The sequence below is a fragment of the Streptomyces sp. NPDC001027 genome, assembly GCF_040299045.1.
In the GTDB taxonomy this organism is placed as follows: domain Bacteria; phylum Actinomycetota; class Actinomycetes; order Streptomycetales; family Streptomycetaceae; genus Streptomyces.
In genome coordinates, this window is the sequence record NZ_JBEPBI010000149.1 from 1 (window position 1) to 19,713 (window position 19,713).

General features: G+C 71.6%; 15 protein-coding genes. 9 read left to right on the forward strand and 6 right to left on the reverse strand.

Going from position 1 to position 19,713, the window contains the following annotated elements; all coding sequences use genetic code 11:
- From ABT300_RS29870 to ABT300_RS29890, 5 genes are all read left to right on the forward strand, one after another.
- A partial coding sequence (locus tag ABT300_RS29870) for a peroxidase family protein (protein ID WP_351682034.1) occupies positions 1-1,079 on the forward strand: 1,079 nt, incomplete at its 5' end.
- A gap of 271 nt (positions 1,080-1,350) precedes the next feature.
- Positions 1,351-2,841, forward strand: a complete 1,491-nt coding sequence (locus ABT300_RS29875; protein ID WP_351682036.1) for a family 43 glycosylhydrolase — start codon at positions 1,351-1,353, stop codon at positions 2,839-2,841.
- 68 nt (positions 2,842-2,909) lie between these two features.
- On the forward strand, positions 2,910-4,331 hold the full coding sequence (locus ABT300_RS29880) for a family 43 glycosylhydrolase (RefSeq protein ID WP_351682073.1): 1,422 nt from the start codon (positions 2,910-2,912) through the stop codon (positions 4,329-4,331).
- Between the two features lie 277 nt (positions 4,332-4,608).
- On the forward strand, positions 4,609-5,397 hold the full coding sequence (locus ABT300_RS29885) for a polysaccharide deacetylase family protein (RefSeq protein ID WP_351682039.1): 789 nt from the start codon (positions 4,609-4,611) through the stop codon (positions 5,395-5,397).
- 95 nt (positions 5,398-5,492) lie between these two features.
- On the forward strand, positions 5,493-5,933 hold the full coding sequence (locus ABT300_RS29890) for an SRPBCC family protein (protein WP_351682042.1): 441 nt from the start codon (positions 5,493-5,495) through the stop codon (positions 5,931-5,933).
- 147 nt (positions 5,934-6,080) lie between these two features.
- On the opposite strand, the gene ABT300_RS29895 is transcribed toward ABT300_RS29890, so the two are convergent.
- The 5 genes from ABT300_RS29895 to ABT300_RS29915 all read right to left on the reverse strand — a co-directional run bounded on the left by ABT300_RS29895 (position 6,081) and on the right by ABT300_RS29915 (position 12,855).
- Positions 6,081-7,271, reverse strand: coding sequence for an XdhC family protein (locus ABT300_RS29895; protein ID WP_351682044.1), 1,191 nt, complete (start codon positions 7,269-7,271; stop codon positions 6,081-6,083).
- 63 nt (positions 7,272-7,334) lie between these two features.
- Positions 7,335-8,789, reverse strand: coding sequence for an NCS2 family permease (locus ABT300_RS29900; protein ID WP_351682047.1), 1,455 nt, complete (start codon positions 8,787-8,789; stop codon positions 7,335-7,337).
- A gap of 183 nt (positions 8,790-8,972) precedes the next feature.
- Positions 8,973-11,357, reverse strand: coding sequence for a xanthine dehydrogenase family protein molybdopterin-binding subunit (locus ABT300_RS29905; RefSeq protein ID WP_351682050.1), 2,385 nt, complete (start codon positions 11,355-11,357; stop codon positions 8,973-8,975).
- Positions 11,358-11,362: 5 nt separating this feature from the next.
- The gene (locus ABT300_RS29910; protein WP_351682053.1) at positions 11,363-11,965 is read right to left on the reverse strand and encodes a (2Fe-2S)-binding protein; all 603 of its coding nucleotides are present in this window, start codon (positions 11,963-11,965) and stop codon (positions 11,363-11,365) included.
- Positions 11,965-12,855, reverse strand: coding sequence for an FAD binding domain-containing protein (locus tag ABT300_RS29915; RefSeq protein WP_351682056.1), 891 nt, complete (start codon positions 12,853-12,855; stop codon positions 11,965-11,967). Before ABT300_RS29915 ends, ABT300_RS29910 begins: the two co-directional genes overlap by 1 nt.
- Before the next feature lie 381 nt (positions 12,856-13,236).
- Here ABT300_RS29915 and ABT300_RS29920 point away from each other — a divergent pair, with 381 nt between their 5' ends.
- Positions 13,237-14,946 carry a PucR family transcriptional regulator gene (locus tag ABT300_RS29920; RefSeq protein ID WP_351682059.1) on the forward strand — a complete coding sequence of 570 codons (1,710 nt, stop codon included), beginning with the start codon at positions 13,237-13,239 and terminating at the stop codon, positions 14,944-14,946.
- A 172-nt stretch (positions 14,947-15,118) separates the two neighbouring features.
- A complete protein-coding gene (locus ABT300_RS29925) occupies positions 15,119-15,913 on the forward strand; it encodes a hypothetical protein (protein WP_351682061.1) in 795 nt (264 codons plus the stop codon).
- A gap of 323 nt (positions 15,914-16,236) precedes the next feature.
- On the opposite strand, the gene ABT300_RS29930 is transcribed toward ABT300_RS29925, so the two are convergent.
- Positions 16,237-17,211 (reverse strand): GntR family transcriptional regulator, encoded by a 975-nt coding sequence (locus ABT300_RS29930; protein ID WP_351682064.1) that lies wholly within the window; start codon positions 17,209-17,211, stop codon positions 16,237-16,239.
- Between the two features lie 155 nt (positions 17,212-17,366).
- On the opposite strand from ABT300_RS29930, the gene ABT300_RS29935 reads away from it, so the two are divergent.
- Together ABT300_RS29935 and ABT300_RS29940 are read left to right on the forward strand one after the other, a co-directional pair.
- The gene (locus ABT300_RS29935) at positions 17,367-18,215 is read left to right on the forward strand and encodes a (2Fe-2S)-binding protein (RefSeq protein ID WP_351682067.1); all 849 of its coding nucleotides are present in this window, start codon (positions 17,367-17,369) and stop codon (positions 18,213-18,215) included.
- A 324-nt stretch (positions 18,216-18,539) separates the two neighbouring features.
- On the forward strand, positions 18,540-19,607 hold the full coding sequence (locus tag ABT300_RS29940; protein WP_351682070.1) for a DUF2637 domain-containing protein: 1,068 nt from the start codon (positions 18,540-18,542) through the stop codon (positions 19,605-19,607).
- Positions 19,608-19,713 lie beyond the last annotated feature (106 nt).

Consider the following 19,713-nt stretch of genomic DNA (forward strand, 5'->3'; position numbering starts at 1 on the left):
CGACCGACCTGTCGCTGCGCTTCGACCCTATCTACGGGCCGATCTCGCGCCGCTTCCACGAGAACCCCGACCAGTTCGCGGACGCCTTCGCCCGCGCCTGGTACAAGCTCACCCACCGCGACCTGGGCCCGAAGTCCCTGTACCTCGGCCCGGAGGTCCCGGCGGAGACCCTGCTGTGGCAGGACCCGCTGCCGGCGGCCGACGGCGAGGTCATCGACGCCGCGGACATCGCCTCCCTCAAGGCCAGCCTCCTCGCCTCGGGGCTGACCGTCTCGCAGCTGGTGTCCACCGCGTGGGCCTCCGCCTCCACCTTCCGCGGCAGCGACAAGCGCGGCGGCGCCAACGGCGCGCGCATCCGCCTCGAGCCGCAGCGCGGCTGGGAGGTCAACGGACCCGACGAGCTGGCGCAGGTGCTGCGCGTCCTCGAGGGCGTGCAGGCGGAGTTCAACTCCGGCGCGAAGAAGGTCTCGCTGGCCGACCTGATCGTCCTCGGCGGCGCCGCCGCGGTGGAGAAGGCCGCCAAGGACGCCGGACACGACGTGCAGGTGCCGTTCACGCCGGGCCGGGTGGACGCCTCGCAGGAGCAGACGGACGTCGAGTCGTTCGCCGCGCTCGAGCCGACCGCCGACGGGTTCCGCAACTACCTCGGCAAGGGCAACCGCCTGCCGGCCGAGTACCTGCTCCTCGACCGCGCGAACCTGCTCGACCTGAGCGCTCCGGAGCTGACGGTCCTCATCGGCGGCCTGCGCGTCCTGGGCGCGAACCACGGACAGTCCTCGCACGGCGTCCTCACCGACGCCCCCGGCACGCTGACGAACGACTTCTTCGTCAACCTGCTCGACCTGGGCACGACCTGGTCGTCGACGTCCTCGGACCAGTCCCTCTTCGAGGGCCGCGACGCCGCCACCGGCGAGGTGAAGTGGACCGGCACCCGCGCCGACCTGGTCTTCGGCTCGAACTCGGAGCTGCGCGCGGTCGCCGAGGTCTACGCGAGCGACGACGCGAAGGAGAAGTTCGTGACGGACTTCGTCGCGGCGTGGGCCAAGGTCAGCGACCTCGACCGGTTCGACCTGGTCTGACGGACCCGGCTCTCCGGCAGCACAGCACCGCCAGGGCGTCCGGCCCGGTCCTCAGGGGCCGGGCCGGGCGCCCTGGCCCGTTCCGCCGCGAACCGGCAACGCTGTGACGGGCGTTGCTCCGGTTGCTCCCGTTCTCCGGGTTGCCCCGCGAGGACGGTGGGGCTGCCGAAACCATTGACGCGGACATGCACGACCTTTATGTTCTGGCCGAAGTTACGAACTTGGTTCGATATAACGAACAGGCTGCTTCATGGACAAGGGACGGTCCCGTATGCCTCGGATGCACCGCCGCAGACCCCTGCTCGTCTGCGTGCTGGCACTCCTCGTCGCCCTGGTGGCGGCGACCCAGCCGGTGTCGGCGGCCGACGGCCGCCCGTACGCCAACCCGCTGAAGTCGGCCAAGGGCGCCGACCCCTGGCTGGAGTACCACGACGGCAATTACTACCTGGTCACGACGACGTTCACGGGCGTCCTCGGCATCCGCAAGTCGCCGACGCTGGCCGGCATCGCCACCGCGCCCACCGTGCAGGTGTGGTCGGACACCACCTCGACCCGCAACACCAACATCTGGGCGCCCGAACTCCACCAGTTCAACGGCCACTGGTACCTGTACTACTCGGCCGGCCAGGGCGGTGTCGCCTGCTGCGACTCACAGCGCACCCATGTGCTGGAGAGCGCCGGCGCCGACCCGCTGGGCCCCTACACCTACAAGGGCTCACTCACCGGCTCCAACCTCACCCCGGGCGGCTGGCTGATCGACGCGAGCGTGCTGCAGGCGGACGGAAAGCTGTTTCTCGTGGGAAGCGGTTTCGTGAACGGCAGCAGGCAGAGCCTTGTCATCGCGCCGATGAGCAACCCGTACACCCTGTCCAGCAACACGTTCACCGTCATTTCCAGCCCGACGCTGAGCTGGGAGACCTCGGGCATGCCCGTCAACGAGGGGCCTGAACCGCTGTATCACGACGGCCGAACGTTTCTGACGTTCTCCGCGAGTTACTGCCAGACCCCGGACTACAAGCTGGGCCTGCTGGAGCTGACCGGCTCCGACCCGCTCAGCCCTGCGTCCTGGACGAAGAAACAGACCCCGGTGTTCCAGCGCAGCGACGCGAACGGCGTGTACGGGCCCGGGCACAACGGCTTCTTCAGCTCGCCGGACGGCACGGAGAACTGGATCGTCTACCACGCCAACAGCACCTCCGGCGGCGGCTGCGGAAACGGCCGGACGACCCGCGCCCAGAAGTTCACCTGGAACGCCGACGGCACGCCGAACTTCGGCACGCCCGTCCCGCTCGGCGCCTCGCTTCCCGGCCCGTCGGGCGAGACGGCGACGACGCCGACTGCGTACACCCTCGTCAACCGCAACAGCGGCAAGTGCCTAGACCTCGACGGCGGTTCGGGTGCCAACGGCACGAACATCCTCCAGTGGACCTGCAACGGCGGAGCCAACCAGAAGTGGCGCGTCGAGGACCAGGGCGACGACACCAGCCGGCTGGTCAACGCCGCCACCGGCGGGGTGATGGACACCGCCGACTGCTCCGCCGCCGACGGCGCGGACCTGCGCCAGTGGTCCTGGCTCAACAACAAGTGCCAGCGTTTCCGGCTCGTCTTCACCGCGACCGGCGACTACGTCCGGATCGTCAACGAGAACAGCGGCAAGGTCGCCGACGTCGCGAACTGCCAGACCGCGGACGGCGCCGACGTACGGCAGTGGACCTGGCTGAACAACAACTGCCAGCAGTGGCGCCTCGTGCCGACCACCTGACCTCCGCCCGCCCCAGCCATCCCCCCATTTGGAGAACCCCCTTGAGTCGCAACGCCGTTCGGCTGCTCATGGCCGTCCTCGTCGCCCTCGCGGCCGCCTTCACCGGCCTGGGCGCGCCCGCCCAGGCCGCCGCGCCCGGCTCCCCCGCCGTGACGTACACCAACCCGATCGCCGAGAAGCGCGCCGACCCGCACATCTTCAAGCACACCGACGGCTACTACTACTTCACCGCGACCGTGCCCGAGTACGACCGCATCGTGCTGCGCCGGGCGACGACCATCCAGGGCCTGTCGACGGCCCCGGAGGTCACCATCTGGACCAAGCACGCCAGCGGGGTCATGGGCGCGCACATCTGGGCGCCGGAGATCCACTTCATCGACGGCAAGTGGTACGTGTACTTCGCGGCCGGGTCGACCTCCGACGTGTGGGCGATCCGGATGTACGTCCTGGAAGGCTCCGGCGCCAACCCGCTCACCGCGACCTGGACCGAGAAGGGCCAGATCAAGACCACGTGGGAGAGCTTCTCGCTCGACTCGACGACCTTCGTCGTGAACGGCGTCCGCTATCTCGCCTGGGCGCAGCGCAACCCGGCCGAGAACAACAACACCAGCCTGTTCATCGCGAAGATGGCCAACCCGTGGACGATCACGGGCACGCCGGCGGAGATCTCACAGCCGACGCTGTCCTGGGAGACGATCGGCTTCAAGGTCAACGAGGGCCCGGCGCTCATCCAGCACGGCGGCAAGGTCTTCATGACCTACTCGGCGAGCGCCACCGACGCCAACTACTGCCTCGGCATGCTGACCGCCTCGGCGACCGCCGACCTCACGAACCCGGCCGTCTGGAGCAAGGGGTCGCAGCCCGTCTTCACCACCAACGCCGCGACCTCGCAGTACGGCCCGGGCCACAACTCGTTCACGGTCTCCGAGGACGGCAGGTCCGACATCCTCGTCTACCACGACCGCAGCTACAGGGACATCACCGGCGACCCCCTGAACGACCCCAACCGCCGCACCCGGGTGCAGAAGCTGTACTGGAAGGCCGACGGCACGCCCGACTTCGGCATCCCGGTGGCCGACGGGGTCACCCCGCAGCGGTTCTCCTCGTACAACTACGCCGACCGGTTCATCCGCCACTGGGAGTACCGCGCCCGCATCGAGGCGAACGTCAGCCCGCTCGCCGACTCGCAGTTCCGGGTGGTGACCGGGCTGGCCGGGACCGGCACGGTCTCGCTGGAGGCCGCGAACTTCCCCGGCTACTACCTGCGGAACAAGAACTCCGAGGTGTGGCTGGAGAAGAACGACGGCACGCCGGCCTTCGCCGCCGACGCCAGCTTCTACCGCCGGTCCGGACTCGCCGACTCGGCGGGCGTCAGCTACGAGTCGTCCAACAACGCCGGCCGTTACATCCGCCACTACAACTACCTGCTGTACGTGCAGACGCCGAGCACGGCGACCGACCGGGCGGACGCGACGTTCTACGCCCAGTGACACCCCTCTCGACTGCCTCGTGACACTCCCGTCGAGGTGAGGACGGCGCTCCGACAGCCCGTGGACAGCGGCGCCGTCGGGGCGCCGCCCTGTTTCCGGCCGGGGCCGACGGCGCCCCACGGCGTCGGAGTGCCGACACCGTTCAGGACCGTGTTTCGACACCGGCCACGACCCGCGAACCGGCACAATCCATCCCTCATCGTCACGGACGAACGGCGCACAATGCGCAGGTGGGGGACTATGCATTGCATGTATACGCTTTATGTATAGTCTCGGCATGCGTTCACTGACGAGGAAGACGAAGAACACCGGGTACGGGTTGCGCGGCGTCGCCGTCGCGATGGCGGCCGCCTGCCTGACGGTCACGCTCACCGGCTGCGGCGGCCTCGACGCCACCCGTCCGAGCGCCGTCCGAGCCGTGCCCGCGGTCACCGCGCAGGCCGCCCGCTTCGGCTCCGTCGACTGCCGGGTGGCGAAGTGCATCGCCCTCACCTTCGACGCGGGACCGAGCGAGAACTCCGCCCGCCTGCTCGACATACTCAAGGACAGACAGGTCCCGGCGACCTTCTTCCTGTTGGGCAAGGGGCACATCGACGAACACCCCGAGCTCGTCAGGCGCATGGCCGCCGAGGGGCACGAGGTCGCCAGCCACACCTGGGACCACAAGATCCTGACGCGGATCGAGCCGGAGAAGATACGCGAGGAACTCCAGCGCCCCAACGACGAGATAGAGCGCCTCACCGGCCGGCGCCCCACCCTGATGCGTCCGCCGCAGGGCCGCACCGACGAGACGGTGCACAAGATCTGCCGCGAGCTCGGACTCGCCGAAGTGCTGTGGACGGTGACCGCCAAGGACTACACGACCACCGACCCCGCGCTGATCCAGCGCCGGGTCCTCGCGCAGGCAGACCGGGACGGCATCATCCTGCTGCACGACATCTACGACGGGACGGTGCCGGCGGTGCCGGGGATCATCGACGCGCTGAAAGAGCGGGGATACGTTTTCGTGACCGTTCCCCAACTGCTGGCGCCCGGCAAGGCCGAGCCGGGGAAGGTCTACCGCTGACCCGGAGCGCCGCGGGCCGCCCCGCCCGCGCCACACACCGGTGAGCCGGTGCGTGACACCCCGCGGAACGGGAGGGGTTCCCTACGATCGAGCGCGTGGTCATCTTCCAGCTGGAACGCACGGTCCCGCTGTCCGCGCAGGACGCCTGGCGGCGTCTGACGCAGTGGTCCCGGCACGGCGACGCGGTGCCCCTCACCCGCGTACACGTCCTCACTCCCCCGCCGACCCGCGAGGGCACGGTGATCGTGGCCCGTTCGGGTGTCGGCCCGTTCGCCTTCGACGACCGGATGGAGGTGACCGGGTGGCGGCCGCCCGGCGCCGACGAGCCGGGCCGGTGCCGGCTGGACAAACGCGGCCGGGTCGTCCTCGGCTGGGCCGAGATCGAGGTGCAGCCGTGCCCCGGCGGCCTCACCCGGGTGATCTGGCGCGAGGAGTTGCGGGTGCGCTTTCTCCCGCCCCTCTTCGATCCACTCGTCAAAGCCTCGGCGGGCTCGGTCTTCGGACGCGCGGCCGACCGCCTCCTGCGCACACCCTGAGAACGCCGGACGTCGTTCTCCGAACGCCGGGCGGCTCGGGCTGCGCCGAAGACCGGCGGCGCTCTCGCCACGTCCTGGTCGCCGCCGGCGTGGACACCGGACCGGCCGCACAGGCCCACCGGCTCTCCACCCGCCCGGCGCCGCGGTTCAGGCCACGGATCCGATCCGGCCTGTCGGCGGCGACGTCACGTCGTGATGGATCGGCGTGTGCGCCCCGGTGAGCGAGAGCCCGCTGCCGCCGCGCCGTTCGGCGACGATCTCCGCGGCGATCGACAGGGCCGTCTCCTCGGGTGTGCGGGCCCCCAGGTCGAGGCCGATGGGCGACCGCAGCCGCGCCAACTCCAGTTCCGTGACGCCCACTTCGCGCAGCCGGGCGTTGCGGTCGAGATGGGTGCGCCGGGATCCCATCGCGCCGACGTAGGCGACCGGCAGCCGCAACGCCAGCCGGAGCAGCGGTACGTCGAACTTGGCGTCGTGGGTGAGGACGCACAGGACGGTCCGCGCGTCCACCTGCGTGCGCTCGAGATACCTGTGCGGCCAGTCGACGACGATCTCGTCCGCCTCGGGGAAGCGGGCCGCGGTCGCGAAGACGGGCCGGGCGTCGCAGACCGTCACGTGGTAGTTCAGGAACCTGCCGACCCGGACCAGCGCCGACGCGAAGTCGATCGCCCCGAACACGATCATCCGGGGCGGGGGCGCCGACGACTCCACGAGGACCGTGAGCGGCGCCCCGCAGCGTGCGCCCCGCTCGCCGATCTCCACCGTGCCGGTGCGCCCGGCGTCCAGCATCGCGGCAGCCTCGGACGCGACGGTGCGGTCGAGTTCGGGGTGGGCGCCGAAACCGCCGCGGTGGGCGACGGCGCGGCGCCCTGATGCGGCATCGCCGGCGCGACCGCCGTCCGCGTGCACCAGCAGCGCGCGGCCGACGAGATGGGCGGGCCCGTTCACGATCCTCGCCAGCGCCGCCGCCTCGCCGGCGGCCGCGGCCCGGACGCCGGCCGCGATCACCGGGCGGACGGGATCGCCGACCCGCACCGGGGTGACGAGCACGTCGATGACTCCCCCGCAGGTGAGCCCCACCGCGAAGGCGTCGTCGTCGCTGTAGCCGAAGCGTTCGAGCACCGGCTGCCCGTCCTCCAGGGCCTGCCGGCACAGCTCGTACACCGCGCCCTCCACGCAGCCGCCGGAGACCGAGCCGATCGCCGTGCCGTCGGCGTCCACCGCGAGGGCGGCGCCTGGCTGGCGGGGCGCGCTGCCGCCGACGGCCACCACGGTGGCGACGGCGAAGTCACGGCCCTGCTCGACCCACCGGTCGAGCTCTGCGGCGATGTCCAGCATCTCTCGGTCTCCTTGACTGCGGTCGTGTGACGAAAGTGCGCCCGGCGAAGGGCCGTGCCCGGCCTAGTGCACGCCCAGCCAGCTCTCGATCGGGTGGAGGGAGAAGTAGACGAGGAAGACCGCCGTCAGCCCCCACATGAAGGCGCCGATCTCGCGTGCCCTGCCCTGCGCGGCCTTGATGGCGACGTAGGAGATGACGCCCGCGGCGACGCCGGCGGTGATGGTGTAGGTGAACGGCATCAGCACGACGGTCAGAAACACCGGGACAGCGGTTGCCCGGTCCGCCCAGTCGACGTGCCGGGCGTTCATCAGCATCATCGCGCCGATGACCACCAGGGCGGCGGAGGCGACCTCCTGCGGCACGATCGCGGTGAGCGGGGTGAAGAACAGGCAGGCGGCGAAGAACAGGCCGGTGACGACCGAGGCGAGTCCCGTGCGGGCGCCCTCTCCGACTCCCGTCGCCGACTCGATGAACACGGTCTGGCCCGAGCCGCCCGCCACTCCGCCGATCGCCCCGCCCGCTCCGTCGATGAACAGCGCCTTGGACAGGCCCGGCATTCGGCCCTTGTCGTCGGCGAGCCCCGCCTCGGCGCCGACGCCGATGATGGTGGCCATCGCGTCGAAGAACCCGGCGAGGACCAGCGTGAAGACGATCACGCCGACGGTCATCGCGCCGACCTCGCCCCAGCCGCCGAACTCCACGTCCCCGAAGAGCGAGAAGTCCGGCATCGAGACGGCGCTGCCGTGCAGTTCGGGAGCGCCGGCCGCCCACTGCTTCGGGTCGACGACCCCGGCGGCGTTGAGGATCGCGGCGACGGCCGTGCCGCCGACGATGCCGATGAGGATGGCGCCGGGGACGTTCCGGGCCTGGAGCATGAAGATCAGCAGCAGGGTGCCGGCGAACAACAGCACCGGCCAGCCCGCCAGTTCGCCCGCCGGTCCGAGGGTCACCGGGGTCGCCTTGCCCTGGTGCACGAAGCCGGACTTGGAGAACCCGATGAGTGCGATGAACAGGCCGATGCCCATGGTGATGGCGTGCTTGAGGGCCAGCGGAATGGCGTTCATGACCATCTCGCGCAGGCCGGTGACGACCAGCAGCATGATGACGGCGCCGTAGATCACGCACATGCCCATCGCCTGCGGCCAGGTCATCTGCGGCGCCACCTGCGACGACAGCACGCCGGAGACCGACAGTCCGGCGGCGAGCGCGAGCGGCGCCTTGCCGAAGAGGCCCATCAGCAACGTGGTGAAAGCGGCTGCGAAAGCGGTCGCGGTGATGAGGGCCTGCTGGCCGAGGGCGCCGCCGGCCGCGTCCTTGCCGGACAGGATCAGCGGGTTGAGCAGGAGGATGTACGCCATCGCCATGAAGGTGGTGACGCCGCCGCGCACTTCGCGCGCGACCGTGGATCCTCGCCGGGATATGTGGAAGTACCGGTCGAGCCGAGAGCGTCCGGCGGGGACGCGGAGTCCCGTGCCCGCGTCGTCCGAGACGGTCCGTGGTTCGAGTGACTGGGTCATGTGGGCCTGCTCCCAAGGTTCAAAGGGGCACCCGCCGCGCCGCTGTGTGCGGCGCTCACTGCGTTTGCGGGATTTGGGAAGGTGCGTCGGCCGCACGACCCGGGGGACGGCCCGAGGCGAACGATCTGCCGGCTCCGGGCGGCGCGGAGGGTGTGACGTTCCGTGCGCCGCCCGGAGGGACTGTCACGCCGTGCCGGTCAGATGCTCCGGACGGACCGGCGTGCGGTTGAGCTCCAGCCCGGTCGCGTTCCGGATCGCCGCGAGGACGGCCGGTGTCGACGACAGGGTGGGCGCCTCGCCGATGCCACGCAGCCCGTACGGCGCGTGGTCGTCGGCGAGTTCGAGCACGTCGACGGGGATCGTCGGCGTGTCGAGAATCGTGGGGATCAGATAGTCCGTGAACGACGGGTTCCTGACCTTCGCGGTCTTCGGGTCGACGATGATCTCCTCCATGACCGCGATGCCCAGTCCCTGGACGGTGCCGCCCTGGATCTGACCGATGACGGAAAGCGGGTTCAGGGCCTTTCCGACGTCCTGGGCGCAGGCCAGCTCGATCACCTTCACCAGGCCGAGCTCGGTGTCGACCTCGACGACGGCGCGGTGCGCGGCGAAGGAGTACTGGACGTGTCCGAAGCCCTGTCCGGTGCGCAGGTCGAAGGGCTCGGTCGGCCGGTGCCGCCACTGCGCCTCGACCTCGACGGCCTCGTCCCCGAGCACGTCGACCAGGTCGGCGAGGACCTCGCCGCCGTCGGTGACGACCTTGCCGCCCTCCAGGAGCAGCTCTGCGGTGGCCCAGGCGGGATGGTAGGAGCCGAACCTGCGGCGCCCCATCTCCAGGACCTTCTCCCGGACCAGCTCACAGGAGTTCTTGACGGCCCCGCCGGTGACGTACGTCTGCCGGGAGGCCGAGGTGGAGCCGGCGCTGCCCACCCGGGTGTCGGCCGGATGGATGGTCACCTGCGCGACGCCGAGCTCGGTGCGGGCGATCTGGGCGTGGACGGTGACACCGCCCTGGCCGACCTCCGCCATCGCCGTGTGGACGGTCGCGACGGGCTCGCCGGCGATCACCTCCATGCGGACCCTGGCGGTCGAGTAGTCGTCGAAGCCCTCGGAGAAGCCGACGTTCTTGATGCCCACCGCGTAACCGATTCCCCGGACGACGCTCTCGCCGTGCGTGGTGTTGGACAGACCGCCGGGCAGCTGCCGTACGTCCGCGCCCTCGCTGCTCTCCCACTGGCGCTCCGGCGGCAGGGGCATCGCCTTGACGCGCCGCAGGAGTTCGGCGACCGGCGCCGGGGAGTCGACCTGCTGGCCGGTGGGCATGATCGTGCCCTGCTCCATGGCGTTGAGCCGGCGGAACTCCACCCGGTCCATGCCCACCGCGTCGGCGAGCTTGTCCATCTGCGCCTCGTAGGCGAAGCACGCCTGGACCGCGCCGAAGCCGCGCATGGCGCCGCAGGGCGGGTTGTTGGTGTAGAGGGCGACGGCCTCGATGTCGACGTCGTCGACGACGTAGGGGCCGATCGACAGCGAGGCGGCGTTGCCGACGACCGCGGGGGACGCGGAGGCGTACGCGCCGCCGTCCAGGACGATGCGGCACTTCACATGGGTGAGCCTGCCGTCCTTGGTGGCGCCGTGTTCGTAGGCGAGCCTGGCGGGATGACGGTGGACGTGTCCGAAGAAGGACTCGAAACGGTTGTAAACGATTTTGACGGGTTTTCCGGTGCGCAGGGCCAGCAGGCAGGCGTGGATCTGCATCGACAGGTCCTCGCGGCCGCCGAACGCGCCGCCGACACCGGCCAGCGTCATGCGCACCTTGCTCTCGGGCAGGCCGAGGACGGGGGCGATCTGACGCAGGTCGGAGTGGAGCCACTGGGTGGCGATGTAGAGGTGGACGCCGCCGTCCTCCTCCGGCACGGCGAGTCCCGACTCGGGGCCGAGGAAGGCCTGGTCCTGCATGCCGAAGGTGTACTCGCCCCTGACGACGAAGTCGGCCCGCTCGGCGGCCCCCGCGGCGTCGCCGCGGGCGATGGGCTGGCGGTGGACGATGTTGGGGTGCGCGACGTGAGCGCTGTGGTGGTCGTCGCGGCCCTCGTGGATCAGGAGCGCGTCCGGCGCCGTCGCGGACGCCTCGTCGGTGATGACGGGCAGCTCGCGGTACTCGACCTTGATCTTGGCGGCCGCGCGGCGTGCGGTCTCGGGGTGGTCTGCGGCCACGATCGCGACCGGCTCGCCGTGGTGGCGGACCCTGCCGTGGGCGAGGACGGGGGTGTCCTGGATCTCCAGGCCGTAGTTGCGCACGTCGGTCGGCAGGTCGTCGTAGGTCATGACGGCGTAGACGCCCGCCATGGCCAGCGCCTCGCCGGTGTCGATGGACACGATCTCGGCGTGTGCGACGGTCGAGCGGAGGATCTGCCCCCAGAGCATGTCCTCGTGCCACATGTCGGACGAGTACGCGAACTCGCCGGTGACCTTGAGGACGCCGTCCGGGCGGAGCGTCGACTCGCCGATGCCGCCCTTGGTCTGGGAACCCTGGGTGATCTTGATGGGAGCGCCGTTCGTCGGCATGTCGCTCAGACCGCCTCTCCCTGCCGGGCGGCCGCGAGGCGGACCGCGTCCATGATCTTCTCGTAGCCCGTGCAGCGGCACAGGTTGCCCGACAGGGCCTCGCGGATGTCCGCGTCGGTCGGGTTGGGGTTGTGCTCGAGCATCTCGTCGGCGGCGACCAGCAGCCCCGGGGTGCAGAAGCCGCACTGGACGGCGCCGGCGTCGATGAACGCCTGCTGGATCGGGGAGAGCTCGGCGCCCTCGCCGGTCTGCGAGTCCTGGCCCTTGGCCGCCCAGTGCTTCGCCTCGTCGAGCGAGGTCCCGGCCTTCCCGTCCGCGTCGCGGGCGCCGGTCGCGCAGCCGCCGTGTTCGGCGCGCTGCCTGGCGTGGTCCGCGAGCCCCTCGACGGTGACGACGTCGCGGCCTTCCACCTGACCGGCGGCGACCAGGCACGAGCAGACCGGCACGCCGTCCAGCCGGACCGTGCACGAGCCGCACTCGCCCTGTTCGCAGGCGTTCTTCGAGCCGGGCAGTCCGAGCCGCTCGCGCAGCACGTACAGCAGGCTCTCGCCCTCCCACACGTCGTCGGCCTCCTGGGGCCGTCCGTTGACCGTGAAGTTGACGCGCATCACGCAGCTCCCTCCGAGAGGCGGCGGGCGCCGCGGTACGACTCCCAGGTCCAGGTGAGTGTCCGGCGGGCCATGACGCCGACCGCGTGACGGCGGTAGCCCGCGGTGCCCCGGACGTCGTCGATGGGGTTGCAGGCGGCCGCGCACAGCTGGGCGAACTGCTTGGCCACGGACGGGGCGATGATTTTTCCGTTGTCCCAGAAACCGCCTTCTTCGAGCGCGGCGTTCAGGAAGTCCTCGGCGGTCTTCGCGCGCACGGGAGTCGGCGCGGCGGAGCCGATGCCGGTGCGCACGGTCCGGGTCTCGGGGTGCAGCGCGAGACCGAACGCGCAGACGGCGATGACCATGGCGTTGCGGGTGCCGACCTTGGAGTACTGCTGAGGGCCGTCGGCCTTCTTGACGTGGACGGCGCGGATCAGTTCGTCGGGGGCGAGCGCGTTGCGCTTCACGCCGGTGTAGAAGGCGTCGATCGGGATCCGGCGCACGCCGCGCACGGACTCGGCCTCGACCTCGGCGCCCGCCGCGAGCAGCGCGGGGTGGGCGTCGCCGGCCGGGGACGCGGTGCCGAGGTTGCCGCCGACGCCGCCGCGGTTGCGGATCTGCGGCGAGGCCACGGTGTGCGAGGCGAGCGCGAGGCCGGGCAGCTCGGTGCGCAGGCTCTCCATGATCCTCGCGTACGGTACCGAGGCGCCGAGCCGCACGCTGTCCTCGCCCGCCTCCCACTCGTAGAGGTCGCCGACACGGTTGAGGTCGAGCAGGTACTCGGGCCTGCGGTGGTCGAAGTTGATCTCGACCATCACATCGGTGCCACCCGCGATCGGCACAGCGGTGGGGTGCTCGGCCTTGGCGGCGAGCGCCTCCTCCCAGCTGGCGGGGCGAAGGAAGTCCATGACCGGCTCTCTTCTTCGTCTGTCTCGTCAGTCGTTCGGTTCGAGCCAGAATCGGGTGCGGCGGGCCCGGCTCGTTCATGTGCTGTTCTCGCAGAATGACCCCAGTACACAGCGCCTTGCTCCGACCGGGTCAGTCACGGAAACCATGAAGGAGTTGGCTGGTCGGTACGGGCATCTTGTAGATTCGTATGAACGCAGGCCCTCGGTAACCCCCTCGTTTTCCTGTGGAAATGTGGGAAACAGTCTGGCGGTCGAAGAATGCGGCTGACAGGCGGACGTCGCGGCCTCAAGGCCCCGGAGGCGGGGCCCGGGACGGGTCGCCGCCCACCGCACACTTCAGGATTCATCGTAGATTTCGAGACAGAGAACGGCGGCGACGAGATGCGGCTGCGCGCACTTCTGGACACCGACGCGCTGGGCCTCAGGCTCCTCGGCGGCGAGGACGAACTGGACCGCTCGGTGCGGGGCGTCATGACCACCGACCTGAGGGACCCCAGCCGGTATCTCTCCGGCGGCGAGCTGGTGCTGACGGGCCTGGCCTGGCGCCGGGACGCGGCGGACTCCGAGCCTTTCGTGCGACTCCTGGTGCAGGCCGGCGTGGCCGCCCTCGCGGCGGGCGAGGCGGAGCTCGGCGACGTCCCGCAGGACCTGGCGGCGGCCTGCGCCCGGCACCGGCTGCCCCTGTTCGCGGTGCACGAGTCGGTGGCCTTCGCGACGATCACCGAGCATGTCGTGCGGCAGGTGTCCGGCGAGCGCGCAGGCGACCTCGCGGCCGTCGTCGACCGGCACCGCCGGATGATGGTCTCGGGCCCGGCCGGCGGCGGCCCGGACGTCGTCCTGGACCTGCTCGGCTCCGACCTGGACCTGCGCGCATGGGTCCTGTCCCCGACGGGCCGGCTCGTCGCGGGTCCGAAGGCCGTGGGCCCGGTCCTTGCGCCCGAGGTGTGCGCGAAGCTCGCGGCGGAGCACCTGGCGGCCGTCCGCACGACCCGTCGCGGACCGCACCGGGTGAACGTGGGTCCGGTGACGTACTCGCTGTTCCCGATCCGCGGCGGCGGGCGCGCGCCGCAGGTGGCTCAGCCCTCCCAGGTCGTGCGGGACGTGCGGGACGTGCGGGACGTGCGGGAGAGCGTCCTGTCGGACTGGCTGCTGGCCGTCGAGGCGGACGCCGGGGAATGGGCGGACGAGCGCCTCGACCTGCTGCAGGGCGTCACCCAGCTGATCGCCGTCGAACGGGAACGCCGGGACGCGGCACGCACGGTCCGCCGGCGGCTCGCGCAGGAGGTGCTGGAGCTGGTGCAGACGGGCGCGGCCACCGCGGAGATCGCGGCGCGCCTGCGGGTGGCCGCGCCGGTGCTGCTGCCGGGTCTGGGGGCCGCCCCGCACTGGCAGGTCGTCGTGGCCCGCGTCGAATGGGCCGGCAGCGGCCCGGACGCCGGGCCGGTGGCCCAGGCTCTCCTCGAGGAGATCCTCGTCGACCCGCTCGCCGGCGGCGCCGACCCCTCCGACCGCATCGCCGTCGCCCACACGGAGGACGAGGCCGTCGCCCTGGTCCCGCTGCCGGCGGTGTCGAGCGAGCACGACGGCTCCGAGACCGGCGTCCTCGCCGACGCGCTGCTCGCGGCCGTGCGCGAGCCGCTGTCGGCCGGCCTCGACGACGACGGGCGGCTCACACTGGGGGTCAGCGCGGCGGTGCACTCGGCGGAGGGACTGCGCGGGGCTCTGGAGGAGGCCCGGCACGCGCGGCGGGTGGCCGCCGCCCGACCCGGCCGGGTCTGCGCCGCGGGGCATCAGGAGCTGGCCTCGCACGTGCTTCTGCTGCCGTTCGTCCCGGACGACGTGCGCAGGGCGTTCACCGCCCGACTGCTGGACCCCCTGCGCGACTACGACCGGCGGCACCGCGCCGAGCTGATCCCGACCCTGGAAGCGTTTCTCGACTGCGACGGCTCGTGGACCCGGTGCGCCTCCCGTCTGCACCTGCACGTCAACACACTGCGCTACCGGGTCGGGCGTATCGAGCAGTTGACGGGCCGTGATCTGTCGCGGCTGGAAGACAAACTGGACTTCTTCCTGGCCCTGCGCATGAGCTGAGCCCCCACCGGCGTCGACGGCGGCCCGTCGGCCCGCGCCGAGGCGAAACATGCGGGCGGAAACGTCCCACGACTTTGTGAAATCTTTCACCCGCCCCCTTGGCCCGGTGCCTCCATTCGTGCTGAGATGCGCCCACCACTCACAGCTCGACGGCGCGCTCGGGGAGGGCAACGTGGCGCATTCCGCCATGTCTGGTACCGGAACGACCTCAGGTGACGATCCTGTCCAGACCGCGGTGTGGCGGCTGCGTTCACGCGCCTGCTGGGCGGACGCGGCGGCTCTGCTGCCGGCCGACACGGCCACGGGGGCGGTCCAGCGGGCCTCCCTGATGGTGGAGCGGTGTCTGTACACCGAACAGGGCTGGCAGGACGCCGAGGACGCGCTGCGCACGGCGGAGGCGCTCGCCCACGACGACGAGGAGCGCGGCGCGGCCGCTTGTGAACGCGGGCACCTTGCCTACGCCGCCACGGTGCACAAGGTGCGCGACCGGGTGGACGAGGCCCGGGCCGCACTCGGACGGGCGGCGGCGCTGATCCCGCCGGACGCCCCCGCACGGGCGCTGCTGGACTTCCGCAGGGGTCTGCTCGCGGAGAACATCGCCCGCTCCCCGCAGGCCGCGAGGGCCGCTTACCGGCGCGCCCACACTGCCGCCGCCGCGCACTCGGACTCACTGCTGCTGTCCTTCACCTGGCGTCACCTCGCCGGACTGGCCCTGCGTGAGGGCGAGTTGGCGGAGGCCCGGCACGGGTTCGCGGAATCCCTGCGCATCCGCGAGGAGTTGGGTTACCTCGTGGGCACCGCCCCGGCTCTCGCCTCGCTCGCCGACGCGGAGACCGAACCGGAGGCGGCCCGCCTACGGGAGGAAGCCCGCCGCCTGTTCCGCCTCCTGGGCGGCGTACCCACCTGGCTGGCACGGCAGTTGACCCTCCCGACGACCCCGGCGGCGCCCAGCCCCTCCGGCGCCTGACCCGGCTGACGAGGTCCGCCCCGGGGCCGAAAGGGGAGTGCCGAAACGGGAGTGCGGGAGCGGCAGGGCGGGAGTGGCAGGGCGGTTACGAGGAGACGGGCCGGAAACATACGGCACGGTGACGGAAACGGTGGAGAACCCGGAATCGCGCCGAGGGCGTCGAAGACCGGCCGGGCCTCGTGGAAGTCGGCCGGCTCGCCGCCGTTGCGAAAGCGCGAGCCGGAAACGCGGACCGGAAGGGTGGACACGGAAGGCGAACCGGAAGGGCAGACCGAACGCAGAAAGCCTGAAAGACTGAAAGCGGTTGCACAACGAACCGCTCGTCACCCGCCCGCACCGGCGAAGTGGTCTCGCATCAACGCCTGCACCGCATCCGGCTCCCCCGCCGTCAGCGCCTCGAGCAACGCCAGGTGCTCGGCCGCGTCGGCGGCGAGAGCGGCCCGGCCGCGCTCCGTCGGCCCGCCGACCAACGGCCACTGCGAGCGCCGGTGCAGGTCCTCGGCGATGCCGACCAGCTGCTCGTTGCCCGACAGCGCGAGCACCGCGCGGTGGAAGACGCGGTCGGCCTCCGCGTACGTCGCCCGGCAACCGGTGGCCGCCGCCCGCACGCCCGCCTCCGCGAGGGGCCGCAGCTCCGCCCACCGCTCGGCGGGCACGGTCCGGGCGAGCCGCATCAGCACGGGCACCTCGAGCAGCACCCGCACCTCCGCCAGCTCGGCCAGTTCACGAGCCCCCCGCACGATGACCCTGAAACCCCGGTTCGGCACCACCTCGACGGCGCCCTCCAGCGCGAGCTGCTGCATCGCCTCCCGCACCGGCGTCGCGGACACCCCGAAGCGTTCGCCGAGCACCGGCGCCGAGTAGACCTCGCCCGGCAGCAGCTCCCCCGTGACGAGCGCGGTGCGCAGCGCGTCGAGGATCTGGCCGCGCACCGAGGCGCGCTGGACGACCGGCCGCGACTGCTGCGCCGGCGGCCGTCCCTCCCGGGCGGAGCCGGGAACCGAGGCGGGCGCCGGAGCCGAGAGAGGGGCCGGCATGGGACTGGGCGCCGGCACGGGGGCGGCATCCTGGCCCGGGGCGGAGGTCTCGCCGTGCGTGTGCTCCCCGCGGGCGGCGCCCACGGGACCGCACCGTTCCCGCTCTCCTGTGTCGCCGTACTCGGCGGACCCGACGGGCCTGCCGGAGCCGACCGGCCCCGCGGACCCGGCCCGCGACTGCACCGGCACCCGGGCACGGTCGTCGCCCGGCGACGAAACCGGTGTCCCCGTTTCCATGGAGCCCTGCGCGCTGTGCTCCACGGGGCCTCCTCCGGCCTTGTCGGTACTTGCGGTCATTGCGGGCGGTTGTTACTCGTCCGTCAAGCACCTTAGGCGCAGTGGCCGTCAGTTCAAATCCCGACGACAGTGATTTAGGTTAGGCTTACCTGAAATCGCTTTCGAAACGGCGGTCCGTCATGCCTCCAGCTTCGTCGGTCACGGCCGCGGCCTACGCCCGTCTCACGGAGGCGCTACCGGAGCTGACCGTCACGGAACTCGGCCATGCGGAACCGTTTCCCGAGGGTGCCGACTGGGTGCGCGCGGCGCAGCTGGCGGAGGGCGGACCGGCGCTCGACGCCTTTCTCGCCCAGGACGACGAACAGGTCGTCCGTGACTACGGTCACCGCGCCCGCCCGGACGTGATCGCCACCTTCGGACTGCACCGGTACGCCTGGCCCGCCTGCCTGCTGATCACCGTCCCCTGGTTCCTGCACCGCCGGGTGCCCCGCCTCCCCGTGACCCACGTCTCGTACGACCGCTCCGACGGCGGGATGCGGATGGCCGTCCGCCCGCCGGCCTCCTTCGCCTGCCTGCCCGGCGACCCCGCGGCACTGCTGCCGGGCGCCCGGGTCGTACGGGACGAGGACGCGCTGCGGACCGAGGTGCGGGCGGCGGTGGCCGAGCACCACGAGCCGCTGCTCGCCGCCTTCGGACCCCGCGCGCGACGCCGCGGCCGGGCCCTGTGGGGCATGGTGACGGACGAGATCGTCGAGGGCCTCTGGCACGTCGCCGGGCTGCTCGGTCCCGGCGAGCACGAACGGGCGCGACGGGAACTGGAACTCCTGCTCCCCGGCGCCACCCGCCCCTACGTCGGCTCGGCGGCCTTCCGCGACCTGCCCGGCCCTGGCGGCACGACCCTGCCGACCCGCGACCGGGCGAGCTGCTGCCTGTTCTACACGGTGCGCCTCGAGGACACCTGCGCGACCTGTCCACGCACGTGCGACGCGGACCGCGTCACCAAGCCCACTCCCGCCGCCGCGGGTTGAGCGCCCCTCAGACGTCGGCCGGGACACCCCTGCCGACAAGGCGTCGCGAGGCGTCCCGTAAGATCACCCGCACGAGACCGCCCTACGGTTACAGGCGATTCACAATTTTCTCACTTGCCACGGGAACTTTCCGTTGAACCACCCGTACGGGTAGTCTTATTCGAACTCAACTCCCGCCCCTCAAGCGGCAGTTCGAGCAGAACGTCGCCCTGAGCATTCCCTTGCACCTCCTTGGCGGCCTCTTGCCCCGAAACCCCCTGAGGGACGGCGGGATTGGGCCACTATGGCGGGCGTTACGCCCTATCCCAATGCAAGGGACCCCAGATGAGACTGACCGACATATCGCTGAACTGGTTGCTTCCGGGCGCCGTACTGCTCCTGGGCATGCTGGCGGCGGTTGCGGTACTCGCGCGCGGCAAGCGCTCCTCGGGGGCGAGCGCGGGCCCGGACGATTCGTGGGAGCGTACCGAGGAACGCCGCAGGCGCAAGGAAGCCATATACGGCACCGCCTCCTACGTCCTTCTGTTCTGCTGTGCGGCCGTCGCCGCCGCGCTCTCCTTCCACGGACTGGTCGGCTTCGGCGAGCAGAACCTCGGCCTCTCCGGCGGCTGGGAGTACCTGGTCCCGTTCGGCCTGGACGGCGCGGCCATGTTCTGCTCCGTGCTCGCGGTGCGCGAGGCCAGCCACGGTGACGCGGCGCTCGGCTCCCGGATACTGGTGTGGACGTTCGCCGGCGCCGCCGCCTGGTTCAACTGGGTGCACGCGCCCCGGGGCCTGGGCCACGCGGGCGCCCCGCACTTCTTCGCCGGCATGTCGCTGTCGGCGGCCGTGCTCTTCGACCGGGCGCTGAAGCAGACCCGCCGGGCGGCGCTGCGCGAGCAGGGTCTGGTGCCCCGTCCGCTGCCGCAGATCCGCGTCGTGCGCTGGGTGCGCGCCCCCCGTGAGACGTACAGGGCCTGGTCGCTGATGCTCCTCGAGGGTGTGCGCAGCCTGGACGAGGCCGTCGAGGAGGTCCGCGAGGACAAGGCCCGCAAGGAGGAGACCAAGCTGCGCCGCCGTGAGCAGCAGCGGGTCGAGCGGGCGCAGCTCAAGGCGATCAGCCGGGGTCACGGCCGCTTCCCGGGCCGCGGTGGCGGCGGTGGCGGCGGCCGTCAGGTCGAGGCCCCGGCGGCTCTGGAGCCGGCCACGGCCGAGCGGGTCGCCGCGGAGCCCGCCATAGCGAACTCGGCGGAGCAGCTGCCCCTGCGCTCACGGCCCTCTCTGCAGCCCGTCCGTCACGGTTCTGAGGCGTCGGCCACCGTCGACCTCACCGCGGAGGACGACACCATGGCCCTGCCGCGCCTGGACTCCCTGGAGCGCAAGCTCAAGGACCTGGAGCAGCAGTTCGGCTGACGGACAGCCAGGTTTTCACGGGAAGGGGGCGGGGGCCCGGCGGGGGGGGCCCCCGCCCCCGGCCCGGTTCGGGAAGCCCCCCCGAGAACAGAACTAACGCCACAAA